This window comes from uncultured Algibacter sp. (genome assembly GCF_947495925.1).
GTDB lineage: Bacteria > Bacteroidota > Bacteroidia > Flavobacteriales > Flavobacteriaceae > Algibacter_E.
The window spans coordinates 155,689-171,176 of record NZ_CANMAU010000003.1; the positions used below are offsets into that span (position 1 = coordinate 155,689).

15 protein-coding genes are annotated in these 15,488 nt (G+C 32.3%); 11 read left to right on the forward strand and 4 right to left on the reverse strand.

The window, feature by feature from the left end; translation table 11 throughout:
- Positions 1 to 36 precede the first annotated feature (36 nt).
- The 3 genes from Q0857_RS07005 to Q0857_RS07015 all read right to left on the reverse strand — a co-directional run bounded on the left by Q0857_RS07005 (position 37) and on the right by Q0857_RS07015 (position 3,234).
- Positions 37 to 987 carry a D-2-hydroxyacid dehydrogenase gene (locus tag Q0857_RS07005; RefSeq protein ID WP_298533338.1) on the reverse strand — a complete coding sequence of 317 codons (951 nt, stop codon included), beginning with the start codon at positions 985 to 987 and terminating at the stop codon, positions 37 to 39.
- Positions 988 to 1,034: 47 nt separating this feature from the next.
- Entirely contained in the window at positions 1,035 to 2,099 is a 1,065-nt protein-coding gene (gene serC, locus Q0857_RS07010; protein WP_298533339.1) for a 3-phosphoserine/phosphohydroxythreonine transaminase, read from the reverse strand.
- Positions 2,100 to 2,175: 76 nt separating this feature from the next.
- Positions 2,176 to 3,234 carry an acyl-CoA reductase gene (locus tag Q0857_RS07015; RefSeq protein ID WP_298533340.1) on the reverse strand — a complete coding sequence of 353 codons (1,059 nt, stop codon included), beginning with the start codon at positions 3,232 to 3,234 and terminating at the stop codon, positions 2,176 to 2,178.
- A gap of 100 nt (positions 3,235 to 3,334) precedes the next feature.
- Between Q0857_RS07015 and Q0857_RS07020 the strand changes: the two genes are divergently transcribed.
- The 3 genes from Q0857_RS07020 (at position 3,335) to Q0857_RS07030 (ending at position 5,228) form a co-directional block, all read left to right on the forward strand.
- Complete coding sequence (locus Q0857_RS07020) at positions 3,335 to 3,688, forward strand: 4Fe-4S dicluster domain-containing protein (protein WP_298533341.1); 354 nt, start codon at positions 3,335 to 3,337, stop codon at positions 3,686 to 3,688.
- A 147-nt stretch (positions 3,689 to 3,835) separates the two neighbouring features.
- Complete coding sequence (locus Q0857_RS07025; RefSeq protein ID WP_298533342.1) at positions 3,836 to 4,375, forward strand: Crp/Fnr family transcriptional regulator; 540 nt, start codon at positions 3,836 to 3,838, stop codon at positions 4,373 to 4,375.
- 76 nt (positions 4,376 to 4,451) lie between these two features.
- On the forward strand, positions 4,452 to 5,228 hold the full coding sequence (locus Q0857_RS07030; RefSeq protein ID WP_298533344.1) for a sterol desaturase family protein: 777 nt from the start codon (positions 4,452 to 4,454) through the stop codon (positions 5,226 to 5,228).
- 55 nt (positions 5,229 to 5,283) lie between these two features.
- On the opposite strand, the gene Q0857_RS07035 is transcribed toward Q0857_RS07030, so the two are convergent.
- Complete coding sequence (locus Q0857_RS07035; protein ID WP_367278081.1) at positions 5,284 to 5,631, reverse strand: DUF983 domain-containing protein; 348 nt, start codon at positions 5,629 to 5,631, stop codon at positions 5,284 to 5,286.
- Positions 5,632 to 5,733: 102 nt separating this feature from the next.
- On the opposite strand from Q0857_RS07035, the gene Q0857_RS07040 reads away from it, so the two are divergent.
- The 8 genes from Q0857_RS07040 to Q0857_RS07075 all read left to right on the forward strand — a co-directional run bounded on the left by Q0857_RS07040 (position 5,734) and on the right by Q0857_RS07075 (position 15,227).
- The gene (locus Q0857_RS07040) at positions 5,734 to 6,606 is read left to right on the forward strand and encodes an AraC family transcriptional regulator (RefSeq protein WP_298533346.1); all 873 of its coding nucleotides are present in this window, start codon (positions 5,734 to 5,736) and stop codon (positions 6,604 to 6,606) included.
- A gap of 165 nt (positions 6,607 to 6,771) precedes the next feature.
- The gene (gene ychF / locus Q0857_RS07045) at positions 6,772 to 7,866 is read left to right on the forward strand and encodes a redox-regulated ATPase YchF (protein WP_298533348.1); all 1,095 of its coding nucleotides are present in this window, start codon (positions 6,772 to 6,774) and stop codon (positions 7,864 to 7,866) included.
- A gap of 87 nt (positions 7,867 to 7,953) precedes the next feature.
- Positions 7,954 to 8,466, forward strand: a complete 513-nt coding sequence (locus Q0857_RS07050; RefSeq protein WP_298533349.1) for an SRPBCC family protein — start codon at positions 7,954 to 7,956, stop codon at positions 8,464 to 8,466.
- Positions 8,467 to 8,767: 301 nt separating this feature from the next.
- Positions 8,768 to 9,223, forward strand: coding sequence for an SRPBCC family protein (locus tag Q0857_RS07055; RefSeq protein WP_298533350.1), 456 nt, complete (start codon positions 8,768 to 8,770; stop codon positions 9,221 to 9,223).
- Between the two features lie 182 nt (positions 9,224 to 9,405).
- On the forward strand, positions 9,406 to 10,311 hold the full coding sequence (locus Q0857_RS07060; RefSeq protein WP_298533352.1) for a DMT family transporter: 906 nt from the start codon (positions 9,406 to 9,408) through the stop codon (positions 10,309 to 10,311).
- Between the two features lie 118 nt (positions 10,312 to 10,429).
- Complete coding sequence (locus Q0857_RS07065; protein ID WP_298533354.1) at positions 10,430 to 12,280, forward strand: DNA topoisomerase IV subunit B; 1,851 nt, start codon at positions 10,430 to 10,432, stop codon at positions 12,278 to 12,280.
- A gap of 151 nt (positions 12,281 to 12,431) precedes the next feature.
- A complete protein-coding gene (locus Q0857_RS07070) occupies positions 12,432 to 12,572 on the forward strand; it encodes a hypothetical protein (protein WP_298533355.1) in 141 nt (46 codons plus the stop codon).
- A gap of 3 nt (positions 12,573 to 12,575) precedes the next feature.
- On the forward strand, positions 12,576 to 15,227 hold the full coding sequence (locus tag Q0857_RS07075; protein WP_298533356.1) for a DNA gyrase/topoisomerase IV subunit A: 2,652 nt from the start codon (positions 12,576 to 12,578) through the stop codon (positions 15,225 to 15,227).
- The last annotated feature ends 261 nt before the right edge of the window (positions 15,228 to 15,488 follow it).

Consider the following 15,488-nt stretch of genomic DNA (forward strand, 5'->3'; position numbering starts at 1 on the left):
TTATTAATATATATAATTTGAAATAAAGGTTACGCTTTATCCTAAAATATTAATTATTTGAGATGCTAATTCAGTACCAATTCTATCTTGCGCTTCATTAGTAGCCGCACCTGTATGTGGGGTTAAGGATAGTGCTGGATTCATTAATAATTGCATTTCTGGTTTAGGTTCTTTTTCAAAAACATCTAAAGCAGCTCTGGCTACTTTACCACTTTCAATAGCTTTAACAAGAGCAACTTCGTTAAGTACACCACCTCGAGCAGCATTAGCAATTATAACACCCTCTTTCATAATGTTAAATTCAGCTTCGTCAATAACATAATCCTTTTGTGCAGGAACGTGTAATGTGATGAAATCTGCTTGTTTTAAGACATCTTCTTTAGAAATAGTCTTGATATCAAAATTTACAGTTTGACCATCAAAAAAATCTAATTCTAGATTAGCATTTTCTAAAAACGGGTCGAAAGCAACAACTTTCATACCAGCTCCTAAAGCTACTTTAGCGGTTGCTTGACCAATACGTCCGAAACCTAAAACACCTAAAGTTTTTCCTTTAAGCTCTGTTCCTTTAGCGTACGCTTTCTTTAAACCCTTAAAATTGCTATCGCCTTCAAGAGGCATCTCTCTATTGGCGTTATGTAAAAAACGAGCTAATCCGTATAAATGTCCAAATACCAATTCGGCAACAGAGTGGGAAGATGCAGCAGGAGTATTAATTACACTGCGTCCTTGCTCTCTAGCATATTCTACATCAATGTTGTCCATACCAACACCACCACGACCAATAATTTTTAATCCTGGGCAGGCATCAATTAAATCTTTACGTACCGTGGTTGCACTACGAACTAATAAAACTGCAATATCTTTTTCGTTGATATAGTTTATTAATTGTTCTTGTGCTACTGTTGTTGTACTTACTTCGTAACCTGCTTTTTCTAAAGCATCAATTCCGCTTTGTGAAATACCGTCGTTTGCTAATACTTTCATTTTATAGTTTTTTATTTCCGCAAAAGCGAAAATATTATTATTTATAATTAAGCTTTACTCTCTAATTCACTCATAACCTCTACTAGTACTTTTACGCTATCAAGAGGTAATGCATTATACATAGACGCTCTATAACCACCAACGCTTCTGTGCCCGTTTACAGCACTAATACCAGCTTCTTTAAGCATGGTTTCAAAAGTATCTTTAAGATTATCATTTTCTAAAGTGAAAGTTGCATTCATTAAAGATCTATCTTCTTTAGCTGCAAACCCTTTAAATAATGGGTTTAAATCTATTTCAGAATACATTAAAGTTGCTTTTTTCTCATTTTCTTTTTCGATAGCCGCAATTCCACCAAGACCTTTTAACCATTCTAATGTTAACATAGCTGTATAAATTGGGAATACAGGAGGTGTATTAAACATACTACCTTTGTCGATATGTACCTTGTAATCCATCATTGATGGTATTTTTCTCGACACAGCTCCTAAAACATCTTCTTTAACCACAACTAAAGTTGTTCCTGAAGGTCCCATGTTTTTTTGAGCACCAGCATAAATGATATCAAATTTAGTAAAATCCAGGGTACGTGAAAAAATATCACTACTCATATCACAAACCGTAGGAATAGGGGAGTTAGGAAACTCTTTTATTTGCGTACCAAAAATAGTGTTGTTTGAAGTACAGTGGAAATAATCGTAATCTGTAGGAATTTCGTAACCTTTTGGGATATAATTATAATTCGCATCTTTTGAGGATGCTACTTCATAAATATCGTCATAAATTTTAGCTTCTTTAATAGCTTTTGCTGCCCAAGAACCAGAGTTTAAATACCCAGCTCTTTTTTCTAAAAGGTTAAGTGCAACCATTAGAAATTGAGTACTCGCACCACCTTGTAAAAATAATGCTTTATATCCCTTACCTTCTAAACCAAGTAATTCTAAAGCTAAAGCTCTAGCATTTTCCATGATGTCAACAAAGTCCTTACTTCTATGAGAGATTTCTATTAAAGATAATCCACTATTGTTGTAATCAATTACCGCTTCAGAGGCTTTTAATAAAACTTCTTGTGGTAAAATACTAGGTCCTGCACTAAAGTTATGTTTTTTCATTTTATGTGGTAAAAATTAAGTTGCAAAGGTCCTAATTAATTACATATTTTACGCTAAAAAATCAATAATTTTTTTGTCAAATTGCTAATAAAAATTCAATAGAATCTACGTCATCCGCATAATCCCAAAGTTGAGGTTTTTGGGTCGCTCCAAATGCGATTTCATTTTCCATAAATCCACTTGAAACAATGCATTGAATTTGTTCTTTTTTAGTTTTTAATAATTCCTTTAGCTGATTGGTGTCTTGATAGTATTCGTAGAAAACGGTAGCTATTGGTGAAGCAAAACTTTCATCTTCTTTAATCATGAAGAATCCGTTTTCAAGCATATCAAATTCACTCATTAAATATACGGCTTTATTGTAGTCGTAATTATTAGCGTATTTCGCTTTTTCTATTATGGGATGCCAATGATAAATAGATTCAAAAAAGGTGTCAAACTTGTATCCTTTTGGAACAAAGAGTTTGGATACATTTCGGCAACCTAAACCATAATATCTAAAGATATCATCAGACAGGTTTTTTAAATCATCAGTTGTTTCGTTGCCTGTAAGTACAGCAACAGAATTCCTATTGTTTCTTATAATTGAAGGCTTACCCTTAAAATAATATTCAAAATAGCGCGCTGTATTATTACTGCCTGTAGCTATTACGGCATCAAAACCTTCTACTTTTTCCTCTGTAAACACAATTTTTTCATTAAATTGAGGTTCTATATATTCTAAATACTTAGCTAAATAAGGAAGTAGTTGCTTGTCGTTTGATGATTGTTTCACTAGCACATCGTGTCCACATATTAAAACCGATAAGAAATCATGAAATCCAACTAATGGAATATTACCGGCCATAATAATGGCTACTTGTTTAGAGGCGATTTTATCCATATTATATGGACCTAACCAAGTATTAAGGTTTTCTAAAGTTAAAGCTTCACTCCAAGAATTTATTGCAAACCGAATGTTGTCCTGGGTAAACCAGCCGTTATGTTCTGTAGCCAATTTTAGTTGGTGCTTAAACCCGTCAAAGAATATATTGTTGTGTTCAATATTTTCGGCTTTTAAGATATCTTCATTAGAAAATTGCCTTAAAAAATCTCCTAATTTTACAAAAGCATCAATTCTTTCTTGTAATTGCATTCTGAATTTGGTTATGAAGGGTTTTGGCTTTATTTTTGCGATTGCAAATTTAAGGAAACTGAAATAGAGTTCTTGAATTTTAAAAGATAAAAAAAATACTATGGCAATTATAATAACAGATGAATGTATTAATTGTGGTGCTTGCGAACCAGAGTGCCCAAATACAGCAATATATGAAGGTGCCGATGATTGGCGCTACAAAGATGGTACAAGTTTAGAAGGCACTGTGGTTTTAACAAATGGTAATGAGGTGGATGCTGATGAGGCTCAGGAACCTGTTAGTGACGAGCTTTACTATATCGTACCAGATAAATGTACCGAATGTAAAGGGTTTCATGACGAGCCGCAATGTGCAGCTGTTTGTCCTGTAGACTGCTGTGTGCCTGATGAAGATGTTGTAGAAACGGAAGAAGAATTGTTGGCAAAACAAAGGTTTATGCATCCAGATGGATAGCATATCAATAAGATCAAATTAAAAGAATCCTGAGTCTTTGGCTTAGGATTTTTTGTTTATATACGATAATGATTTTAAAAGTATTAATTTTAGAGTTGAACTGTTTAGTAGTCGTGTAATATGTCCTTTTTAGAATTCTACAATACTATGTTAAATACATCATATAAGTCGTATGACGATTTACCGTATTCAGTCATAAAGGTTCATTTCAAAAAAGGAGAAGTCATTACTGATTATAATGATATAGAACCAGTTGTTTATTTTATAAACGAAGGGATTGTTGAGTTAGATATAAAAAGCTATATGACCGAAAAAGTGATTGATTTCTTTTTTGAAAATGAAATGGTTGCTGCTCTAACCTCTTTTTTAACTCAGACACCATCTGATGTTCAGGTTATAGCCTTAACAGATTGTGAATTAGAAATGATTTCTTTTGAAGCTTTAAAAAATGCTTATAATAAATCTTTTGAAGCTAATAAACTAGGTCGTATTGTAATAGAACAAGCCTATATTAGAAAAGCAAAAAGGGAAAAAGACTTTTTATCTAAAACGGCCGAAGAACGTTATGAAGATATGTTTAGCACTCATGCTAAATACCTATCGAACATTCCAGTAAATAAAATAGCAAAATATTTAGGTATTCATCCAGAAAGCTTAAGCAGAATTAGAAAGAAATTAAATTCCTAACATAGGTCAAGAATAATTTTTAGTTAGAAGTTAAAGTTGCACTTAGTTTTGTAGCTCCAACAAAAAACTATTAATTATGAAAGAGATTATTTTACAATTACCAACTCCCTTAGAATTATTGTTAGATCCTTTGTCGTTAACAGTATTAGCGTCGTATGCACTACTAATATTGTGGGAAGAAGTATTTCCAGCAAGAAAACTTCCTAAAGTCAGGTTTTGGAGAATTAAAGGGTTAGTCTTTTTCTTTGTTTTCTTTTTTGTAGCATCATATTTGCCAATTCTTATTGATCCTGTATTGGCAGAATTTCAGGTGTTTGATTTAACAAATTTAGGAGTTGTTACAAGCTCACTTATTGGTTTAATTATATATGAACTCGTGATTTACCTTTATCATGTAACCATGCATAAATATGACTTTTTATGGCGTACTTTTCATCAAGTGCATCATAGCGCAGAGCGATTAGATGCCTATGGTTCATTGTTTCATAGTCCTTTAGATATGGTTGGGTTTACTTTAGTTGGTAGTGTGAGTTTTGCGCTTTTGCTTGGTTTGCCAGCCCAGACAATTACCATTTTACTTTTTATTATCAACTTTTTAGCATTTTTTCAGCATGCAAACATTAAAACACCACGTTGGATAGGTTATCTCGTTCAGCGCCCTGAAAGTCATTCTATTCACCACGGAAGAGGAATACATAAAAATAACTATGCAGACTTACCTTTAATTGATATGGTTTTCGGAACTTTCCAAAACCCCGAAAATTATCAAAAGGAAACAGGTTTCTATGATGGTGCTTCTCAAAGAATAATTGATATGCTTTGTTTTAAGGATGTTTCAACGCCCAAAAAATAATATAAATCCTTAATGAAGGTTTAAAATGAAACCTCTAATTCCTATTTTGGATTAATTATTTTTTGCAAAATAGGTGTATCCAGATAATTCGTGATAGCCTAAAATTAATGGTGCTGGATAAAAAGGCTATTAATACAATAATAAAAAAAGTTTGAAGAGGAGCCAATTTAAATATGAAGTTGGAAATTATAAAAGTTGGAATAAATAAAGCTACGGCTAATGCGTAACTAATAAACATAGCTCCGAAGAAAAAACCAGGTTCTTTTTCAAATTTGAAATTGCAATTTTTACACGTTGAGTGCATTTTTGGAATTTTAAATAAAAGTAAATTTCCATTTGACTTGAAAATATAGTTTTTATTACAATGTGGATATTTTTCTTGAATAGTAGATAGTATACTCATTTTTAACTATTTAAAACTTTGTGCAAAGTTAAATGTTTAGGCTTGGTATTCGCTTGTGTCTATTTCGCTACTTTTTGTACTTTTAGGACATATTTGTGTGTTATGTCTACTATTTCAGTTTTAAATATTAATCAATTTGAACAGGATACACCGCTTTCCAATTTTTATAGTAGTGATTTAAAAAGTCATTTAAATAAGAACAAAGTCTTTTTTAGTAAGCCGCATAGTCATGATTTTTTTCTATGTGTCATTTTTTCAAAGGGTTCTGGTATTCATGAGATTGATTTTAACTCATATCCAATTAATGCAGGAAGTGTGTTTTTTTTAAAACCAGGTCAGACACATTTTTGGAAATTCACTAGTAATCCAGAAGGTTACATTTTTTTTCATACTAAAGATTTTTATGAACTTCATTTTACACGAAGTAGGTTAGAGCAATTTCCATTTTACTATTCCCACGAGAATACCCCGTTGTTAGAATTGTCCATAGAAAAAGCAGCAATGATTAAATCTAAATTTAAGAACCTGAACGAGGAGTATAACAAGGATTTATTATATCACAAACAAAAAATATCAAGCTTAATTAATATTATTTATATTGATTTATCACGGGAATATGGAGTTCTTCAATTAAACAATAAAATGGTGTCAAATAGATATGTAGAAACATTGCGGGCTTTAGAAGAATTAATTGATAGGCATTATAAAACCCAAAAATCCGCAAAATTTTATGCTAATCAATTGAATATGTCTACTAAACATTTAAACAGAGTGATTAAATCTATTCTTGGGAAGACAACAACAAATTTAATTATTGAGCGCGTATTACTGGAATCAAAACGATTAGTAGTCCATAGTAAAGAACCTTTATCTGTTATAGCTGAATTATTGGGTTATGATGACTACGCCTATTTTTCTAGGGTTTTCAAACAAAAAACGAATATGACACCAATGGACTTTAAAAGGCAATATTAGTAAAAAGTTTTATGTTTGGCGAGGTTTTTATTGGCAATAATAGGTTAAAAGTCTCCGTCCATTAAAGCTTGAGATTGTTGTAAAAAGTAATATAAGAAATGACTACATTTGCACTCGCAAAATAGAGATTTCCGTCTTTGCGGAAATAATAAAATAAAATTTTCAATGAAAGCAGGCATCGTAGGATTACCAAATGTGGGGAAATCAACATTGTTTAATTGTTTGTCAAACGCTAAAGCCCAAAGTGCAAATTTTCCATTTTGTACTATTGAACCTAACATTGGCGTAGTAAATGTTCCAGATCCTCGCTTAGAAAAGCTGGAGTCTTTGGTAAATCCGGAACGTGTTATACCTGCAACTGTTGAGATAGTTGATATAGCTGGTTTAGTAAAAGGAGCTAGTAAGGGTGAAGGTTTAGGAAATCAGTTTTTAGCAAATATTAGAGAAACAGATGCTATTTTACATGTTCTGCGTTGTTTTGACAACGATAATATTGTACATGTTGATGGGAATGTAAATCCTATTAGAGACAAGGAAACCATTGATATGGAACTTCAGTTGAAAGATTTGGAAACTGCCGAAAAGAAATTGGATAAGGTAAAACGTGCTGCAAAGACTGGTAATAAAGAGGCGCAAAAAGAAGAAGCGGTTTTACTCAAAATTAAGGAAGCTTTAGAGTCTGGAATTTCCGTACGATCTGTAGAATTTAGCGAAGAAGATGATTTAGAATTCGTAAAACCCTCTCAGTTCATTACAGATAAACCTGTTATGTATGTATGCAATGTGGATGAAGGTTCTGCTGTTTCAGGGAATGATTATGTAGAGCAGGTTAAAGAAGCTGTTAAAAATGAAGATGCAGAGGTATTGGTTTTGGCAGTAGGTACAGAAGCAGATATTAATGAATTGGATGATTATGAAGAGCGTCAAATGTTTCTTCAAGACATAGGTTTAGAAGAAGCTGGTTCGGCAAAACTTATTCGTGGTGCTTATAAACTGCTTAATCAGCAAACATACTTCACAGCCGGCGTTAAAGAGGTTCGTGCTTGGACTGTGGATATTGGAGCTACAGGTCCGCAGGCAGCAGGTGTGATTCATACCGATTTTGAGAAGGGCTTTATTCGTGCAGAAGTTATTGCTTATAATGATTACGTACAGTATGGTAGTGAATCTAAAGTGAAAGAAGCTGGTAAAATGCGTGTTGAAGGTAAAAATTACGTTGTTAAAGATGGCGACGTAATGCACTTTTTATTCAATGTTTAAGGTTTTTAACTAAATTTTGTAGGTTAATATGTCAATAAAGTAAGAATTTAACTATATTTGATTTTAATATTAGTTTAATCTTACGTCATGCCTCTAGTTGAAGTTAAAACTGAAATACGTTCTGATATAAATACTTGTTTTGATATCGCAACAGATATCGATCTTCACAAGAAATCATTAAAGCATACTAGAGAGATTGCTATTGCAGGAAAAACTTCGGGTCGAATTACTTTAGGTGAATGGGTGAGTTGGGAAGCCATACATTTTGGTTTAGTTCAGCATTTAACCTCTAAAATTACAAATTATGATAGACCTCATTTTTTTGTAGATGAAATGGTTTTTGGTGCTTTTAAATCGTATCGACATGAACATATTTTTTGGGAGGAGAATAATAAAACTATAATGGTTAATAGGTTCTATTTTGAATCACCATTCGGTTTATTCGGGAAATTATCTAATGTTTTGGTGGTAAAGCGATATATGAAAAAATTGCTGCTTACTAGAGCTGAATTTTTGAAAAAGCATGCTGAAAAACAGATGTCAGACAAAACAAAAAATAAGGTCAAGATTATCGAGAATACTCATGTTTATGAGCTTTAAATGAGATTGAAATACTTAATGTTTATTAGTAATAGAATTTGTTACAACTTTAATTTTCTTTTTAATTATAAATATCTGAGAAGGGAATATGTCTTTGTTAAGTAGGTAAGTTAAATAAATATAATCAAATACATTTGGTAATTAATGCATGGGTAATTACTTGATAAACAAGATGATCCTGTAATTAAGAATGTGCTTATGTTTAAAAATATTAAGGTTTTTTGTGACTAGTTCATTTTTTTATGTGTCTTATTTCTTAAAGGCCCTAACCATCAAACCACGAATATTTTAAAACTATTCCATGCCTTTAACGGAATATCAAACTGTAGTTAATGCCGACTTAAAAACATGTTTTGATTTAGCTAGAAATATCGAGTTTCATAGTAAATCTCTAAAACGCCACAATATAATTCCAATTGAGGGTAGAACAACTGGTTTGATTAAATGTGGTGAAATTGTAACATTTGAATCTAAGCATTTTGGTTTTGTTCGACATGTAACTTTGAAAATCACAGCGTATGATGCCCCAAATTATTTTATTGTCGAGATGACATCAGGTTTTTTTAAGTCATTTAAACATGAGTATATCTTTCATGAGGGGGAAGATGGAACTATTGTGATTAATAGGTTTTATTTCGAATTGCCTTATGGAGTGCTAGGGAAACTAGTCAATGTTTTAGTATTAAAAAAATATATGAGAAAATTACTCTCCTTAAGAGCAAAGGCTCTAAAAGATCGTGCAGAGAAAAACACTTAAGATAGATTGAAAGAAGAACTTCGAAGGGTCTATAGGATATAATTTTAATTGCTTAGTTATGATGTAAATCAATTTGTATTCTTTTTGTGCTTTAAATAGTTATGACTTTCAATTGGAACTGAACATCGTAATTAATGAGCTTTATTTGTAATTATTATAAGGCTCTCATTTAACTTAGTTCCATGCAAGCAACAAAAAGATTTTGGTATGGTGTGGTTTTAGGGGTTCTAGGGGTGGTTCTTTTTTCTTCTAAAGCAGTAATGGTTAAACTTTCTTATAACTATAATGTAGATCCAATTAGTATTTTATTAATACGTATGTTGTTTTCGTTTCCATTTTATATAGTTATTGCATATATCTATAGAAACCAAAATAGCCATACTAATGTAACTTTAAAAGACTATTCTTGGTTAGTGTTTTTTGGTTTTATTGGTTATTATTTAGCGAGTTATTTTGATTTTATAGGACTTACATATATCAAGGCGAGTTTAGAACGCATTATTTTGTTTTTGTATCCAACCTTTGTTATTTTGTTTAATAGATTGTTTTTGAAACAAAAGATTACCAAAGTGCAAACAGGAGCTATTGCATTAACGTATTTAGGTATCATTATCGCATTTTCAAATGAAGTTGTAATATCAGGCGATGAGGCTTATTTAGGAGGTTTTTTTATTTTACTGAGTGCAGTTACTTATGCTTCCTATTTGGTGGGTAGCGGATGGCTAATTCCTAAATTTGGTGTAATGAAATTTACAGCCTATGCAATGATGATCTCATGTCTATGTGTGTTTGTACATTATAGTTTAATAAGTGAAATAGATTTATTTAGCTTCTCTTGGGAAGTCTATTTTATTGGTTTTTTAATAGCGGTGTTTGCTACCGTTATTCCATCGTTTTTTGTATCGGCTTCGATAAAAATGATAAATTCATCAAATTTTGCAATAGTTGCAGGAATGGGACCAATTTCTACCATTATACTGGCTTCATTATTCTTAAATGAGTCGTTAACCTTATTGCAACTATTTGGGGCTTTGGTAGTTATTGTTGGAATCTTGTTGGTGTCCATTAATAAAGGGGAAAAAGCGTGAAATGATGTTCTCAACAATATTCTATTCTTATTGTTAATTACTTTGTCTATTGCCTATTTCATTTTTTAATTGGTTGTGTTATATTAGCCTTCTATCTTAAAGAACCACCACATATTTAATGGCAGTACAATCCAATTATACCGAAGATAATATACGTTCACTAGACTGGAAAGAGCATATTCGTATGCGTCCTGGAATGTATATTGGAAAACTTGGTGATGGAAGTTCTCCTGATGATGGTATTTACATTCTCCTAAAGGAAGTTTTAGATAACTCCATAGACGAATTTGTTATGGGGGCTGGAAAGACTATAGAAATTTCTATTCAAGGCACAAAAGTAACGGTTCGAGATTATGGGCGAGGTATTCCATTAGGAAAGGTAGTAGACGTAGTTTCTAAAATGAATACCGGTGGTAAATATGATTCTAAAGCTTTTAAGAAGTCTGTTGGATTAAATGGTGTTGGTACAAAAGCAGTAAATGCTTTATCATCTTTTTTTAGAGTAGAATCTACACGCGATAATAAAAGTGCTTCTGCGGAATTTGAACAAGGGACTTTAATCAATCAAGAATTACTAGAAGAGACATCGCGAAGAAAAGGGACTAAAGTATCTTTCATTCCTGATGATACTATTTTTAAGCATTATAAGTTTAGAAGCGAGTACATTGTTAAAATGCTTAAAAACTATGTGTATTTAAACCCTGGGTTAACCATAGTATTTAACGGGGAGAAATACTTTAGTGAGAACGGACTTAAAGATTTATTATCAGAAAAGATTAATGAATCAGATTTACTATATCCAATTATTCATTTAAGAGGCGATGATATTGAAGTAGCCTTAACCCATAGTAAGACCCAATATAGTGAGGAATACAATAGTTTTGTGAATGGACAAAATACGACTCAAGGAGGGACTCATTTAAATGCTTTTAGAGAGTCTTTAGTAAGAACTATTAGAGAGTTTTATGGTAAAACTTATGATGCGTCAGATATTAGAAAATCCATTGTAAGTGCTATCGCCATAAAAGTGATGGAGCCCGTTTTTGAAAGTCAGACAAAAACTAAATTGGGTTCTACAGATATGGGAGGTGATTTACCAACTGTACGAACTTATATCAATGATTTTCTTAAAAGATATTTAGATAATTATTTACATAAGAATCCTGATACAGCTGAAAAAATTCAACGTAAAATACTACAGGCAGAAAGAGAGCGTAAAGAGCTTTCAGGCATAAGAAAACTAGCTAAAGATAGGGCTAAAAAAGCAAGTCTTCATAATAAGAAGTTACGAGATTGTCGTGTCCATTTTGGCGATACTAAAAACGAAAGGAATCTTGAAACGACCCTTTTTATAACAGAGGGTGATTCGGCTTCAGGTAGTATTACTAAATCCAGAGATGTAAACACACAAGCTGTTTTTAGTTTGAAAGGAAAGCCTTTAAATTGTTATGGTTTAAGTAAGAAGATTGTTTATGAGAATGAAGAATTTAATTTGCTGCAAGCCGCTTTAAATATTGAAGAATCTTTAGAAGATTTGAGATATAATAATGTAGTAATTGCTACGGATGCCGATGTAGACGGTATGCATATTCGTTTACTATTGATAACCTTTTTTCTTCAGTTTTTTCCTGAAGTTATAAAGAATGGTCATCTATATATATTACAAACGCCATTATTTAGAGTAAGAAATAAAAAAGAAACCATTTATTGTTATTCTGAAGACGAGCGTAGAGATGCTATTGAGAAGTTAAAACCAAAGCCAGAAATAACGCGATTTAAAGGATTGGGGGAAATTTCTCCTGATGAGTTTAAGCATTTTATTGGTGATGATATTCGTTTAGACCCTATAATGCTAGATGATAATATGTCTATAGAAGAATTATTAGCATTTTATATGGGTAAAAACACGCCGTCAAGGCAAGAATTTATTATTGAAAATTTAAAAGTAGAATTGGATATTGTTGAATAGTTTTCAGTAGTAAGTGAATTTAATTCCGTTTTTAAATATTAATTAAAAAATAAGTTTGGAAATATCTTTAGCATTAAATTTGTTAGAACGATTATAGATTACTAAATTTAATAAGAACATTCTACTTTGGTAGAGATTAAACTATACTAAGATGTTATACAATAAAGGAAAAGGAGTAAGAAGAAAGCGTTCTTACGATTATTTACATGTTCATGCAAGTAGCGAACAAGTTCATAGGTTACAAAAAAATGGAAGAGTTATGCTTAATGGAACGCCTAAAAAATCAAAGTAATTAATGATTGAAGAAGGTGACGATTTAATTAACGAACAAGACGAACCTCAAGAAACGATTACCCGGGTAACTGGGATGTATAAAGATTGGTTTTTAGATTACGCCTCGTACGTTATTTTAGAACGTGCTGTTCCTGCTATTGAAGACGGTTTTAAGCCTGTGCAACGCCGTATTATGCACTCCATGAAAGATTTGGATGATGGGAGGTATAATAAGGTAGCAAATATAGTTGGTCATACGATGCAGTACCACCCGCATGGAGATGCTAGTATTGCCGATGCTATGGTACAAATTGGTCAGAAAGATTTGTTGATTGATACCCAAGGAAACTGGGGTAATATTTTAACCGGTGACCGAGCAGCAGCATCTCGTTATATTGAAGCACGTATATCCAAGTTTGGATTAGACGTGGTGTTTAATCCTAAAATTACCGAGTGGCAAGCCAGTTATGATGGACGCAGAAAAGAGCCAATAAATTTACCGGTTATGTTTCCTCTTTTGCTCGCACAAGGAGGAGAGGGTATTGCGGTTGGGCTTTCAACTAAAATTTTACCACATAATTTTATAGAACTTATAGATGCTTCTATAAAACACCTTCAAGGCAAAAGATTTACTATTTTACCGGATTTCCCTACTGCAGGGATTGCTGATTTTTCTAATTATAATGATGGTTTACGAGGTGGTAAAGTGCGCGTTCGAGCTAAAATTGCTCAACTAGATAAGAATACTTTAGTTATTACTGAATTACCTTTTGGAACTACCACGTCATCTTTGATAGATTCTATTTTAAAAGCTAATGATAAAGGAAAAATAAAAGTAAAAAAAATAGAAGATAATACAGCTGCCGAGGTTGAAATTTTAGTGCATTTACCATCAGGTCTGTCGCCAGATAAAACTATTGATGCACTCTATGCATTTACAAGTTGTGAATCATCTATTTCTCCTTTAGGTTGCGTTATTGAGGATAATAAACCATTATTTATTGGAGTAACTGAAATGTTGAAACGTAGTACAGATAATACGGTTCAGCTATTAAAACAGGAACTTGAAATTAAACTGGGAGAGTTAGAGGAGCAATGGCATTTTGCCTCATTAGAACGTATTTTTATTGAGAATAGGATTTATCGAGATATTGAGGAAGAAGAAACTTGGGAAGGCGTTATTAATGCTATCGACAAAGGGCTTAAACCTCATATTAAACATTTAAAGCGTGCTATTACTACGGATGATATTACACGATTAACAGAGATACGTATAAAACGTATTTCAAAATTTGATATTGATAAAGCACAGCAAAAAATAGATGCTTTAGAAGAACAAATAGCCGAAATGAAGCATCATTTGGCAAACCTTATTGATTATTCGATAGCTTATTTTACAAGATTAAAAAAAGATTACGGAGATGGTCGAGAGCGTAAAACAGAAATTAGAACTTTTGATGATGTTGACGCTACTAAGGTGGTAATAAGAAACACGAAACTTTATGTAAATAGAACTGAAGGTTTTATTGGAACATCACTACGAAGGGACGAATATGTTGGAGATTGTAGTGATATTGATGATATTATTGTGTTTACCAAATCGGGTAAGATGATGGTGACTCGAGTAGATTCGAAAACTTTTATTGGGAAAGATATTATTCATGTTGCTGTTTTTAAGAAGAAAGATAAACGTACGATCTATAATATGATATATAGAGATGGTCGTAGTGGACCTTCCTACATCAAACGCTTTGCAGTAACGAGTATAACAAGAGATAGAGAATACGATTTAACAAATGGAAATAAAGGTTCCGTTGGTTTATATTTTTCTGCAAATCCGAATGGAGAGGCAGAGGTTGTTACTGTAAATTTAAGACAGGCAGGTAGTATAAAGAAATTGAAATGGGATATTGATTTTGCCGACATTCTTATAAAGGGACGCGTTTCTAAGGGAAATCTAGTTACTAAGTACCCTGTAAAACGTGTTGAATTAAAGGAGAAAGGAGTATCTACACTAAAACCAAGAAAGATTTGGTTTGATGAAACTGTTCAGCGCATTAACGTTGATGGCAGGGGAGAGCTCATAGGTGAATTTAGAGGTGAAGATAAATTACTTATTATTAGTCAATCAGGTATTGTGAAAACGGTTACTCCTGAAGTTACGATGCATTTCGATAATGATATGGTTGTCTTGGAAAAATGGGTGCCTAAAAAACCCATTTCTGTCGTTTATTATAATGGAGAGAAATCGCTTTATTATGTTAAAAGATTTATTATTGAACTTGAAGGGAAAGAAGAATCCTTTATTCCAGATCATCCAAACTCCCAATTAGAAGTTGTTTCTACAGATTGGAGGCCTATGGCTGAAGTAGTTTTTGCAAAAGAACGCGGTAAGGATAGAAGGGATAGTTTAAAGGTGAATCTAGAGGAGTTTATTGCTTTAAAAGGGATTAGTGCTCTAGGAAATCAGTTAACAAAGGATAAAGTAAATCAGATTAATCTATTAGAACCTTTGCCATATGAAGCTCCTGAAGAAGTTCATGCTGATGATTTAGAGGTTGTTGATGAAACAGAAGTTTCTTCAAATGTTTCAGAAAACAATGCAGATATTACTAATGATCACCCCAGCGATGATTTAGATTTGGGTGATGAGGGGCAAATAACACTTTTTTAAAAACTGAGAATTGTTAGGTTTAAAAAGCTTTAAGTTTTTTTTTGTTAAGGTTGATGTTGTTTTAGCTGTTATAGCTAATATGTTTTTAATATTTGGATGTATAATTGTTTTCTTCACCGATAACCTTTTATCATTTGGGTTTTCCCTTACATTGCCAATTCTTTTATTTTTGAATTTAGTCTTAGGCATTTATTGGCTAATTAAAAAAGATATTTTTTTTTTTAAGTTCCTTCTTTAGCATAGTTGTTTATTTCCTCTGTT

What these genes read in the sequence shown, in the direction of transcription:
- Q0857_RS07005 (WP_298533338.1), bottom strand. Translation starts at nt 987, where the DNA reads ATGAAAGTATTAGCAAACGACGGTATTTCACAAAGCGGAATTGATGCT.
- serC (WP_298533339.1), bottom strand. Translation starts at nt 2,099, where the DNA reads ATGAAAAAACATAACTTTAGTGCAGGACCTAGTATTTTACCACAAGAA.
- Q0857_RS07015 (WP_298533340.1), bottom strand. Translation starts at nt 3,234, where the DNA reads ATGCAATTACAAGAAAGAATTGATGCTTTTGTAAAATTAGGAGATTTT.
- Q0857_RS07020 (WP_298533341.1), top strand. Translation starts at nt 3,335, where the DNA reads ATGGCAATTATAATAACAGATGAATGTATTAATTGTGGTGCTTGCGAA.
- Q0857_RS07025 (WP_298533342.1), top strand. Translation starts at nt 3,836, where the DNA reads ATGTTAAATACATCATATAAGTCGTATGACGATTTACCGTATTCAGTC.
- Q0857_RS07030 (WP_298533344.1), top strand. Translation starts at nt 4,452, where the DNA reads ATGAAAGAGATTATTTTACAATTACCAACTCCCTTAGAATTATTGTTA.
- Q0857_RS07035 (WP_367278081.1), bottom strand. Translation starts at nt 5,631, where the DNA reads ATGAGTATACTATCTACTATTCAAGAAAAATATCCACATTGTAATAAA.
- Q0857_RS07040 (WP_298533346.1), top strand. Translation starts at nt 5,734, where the DNA reads ATGTCTACTATTTCAGTTTTAAATATTAATCAATTTGAACAGGATACA.
- ychF (WP_298533348.1), top strand. Translation starts at nt 6,772, where the DNA reads ATGAAAGCAGGCATCGTAGGATTACCAAATGTGGGGAAATCAACATTG.
- Q0857_RS07050 (WP_298533349.1), top strand. Translation starts at nt 7,954, where the DNA reads ATGCCTCTAGTTGAAGTTAAAACTGAAATACGTTCTGATATAAATACT.
- Q0857_RS07055 (WP_298533350.1), top strand. Translation starts at nt 8,768, where the DNA reads ATGCCTTTAACGGAATATCAAACTGTAGTTAATGCCGACTTAAAAACA.
- Q0857_RS07060 (WP_298533352.1), top strand. Translation starts at nt 9,406, where the DNA reads ATGCAAGCAACAAAAAGATTTTGGTATGGTGTGGTTTTAGGGGTTCTA.
- Q0857_RS07065 (WP_298533354.1), top strand. Translation starts at nt 10,430, where the DNA reads ATGGCAGTACAATCCAATTATACCGAAGATAATATACGTTCACTAGAC.
- Q0857_RS07070 (WP_298533355.1), top strand. Translation starts at nt 12,432, where the DNA reads ATGTTATACAATAAAGGAAAAGGAGTAAGAAGAAAGCGTTCTTACGAT.
- Q0857_RS07075 (WP_298533356.1), top strand. Translation starts at nt 12,576, where the DNA reads ATGATTGAAGAAGGTGACGATTTAATTAACGAACAAGACGAACCTCAA.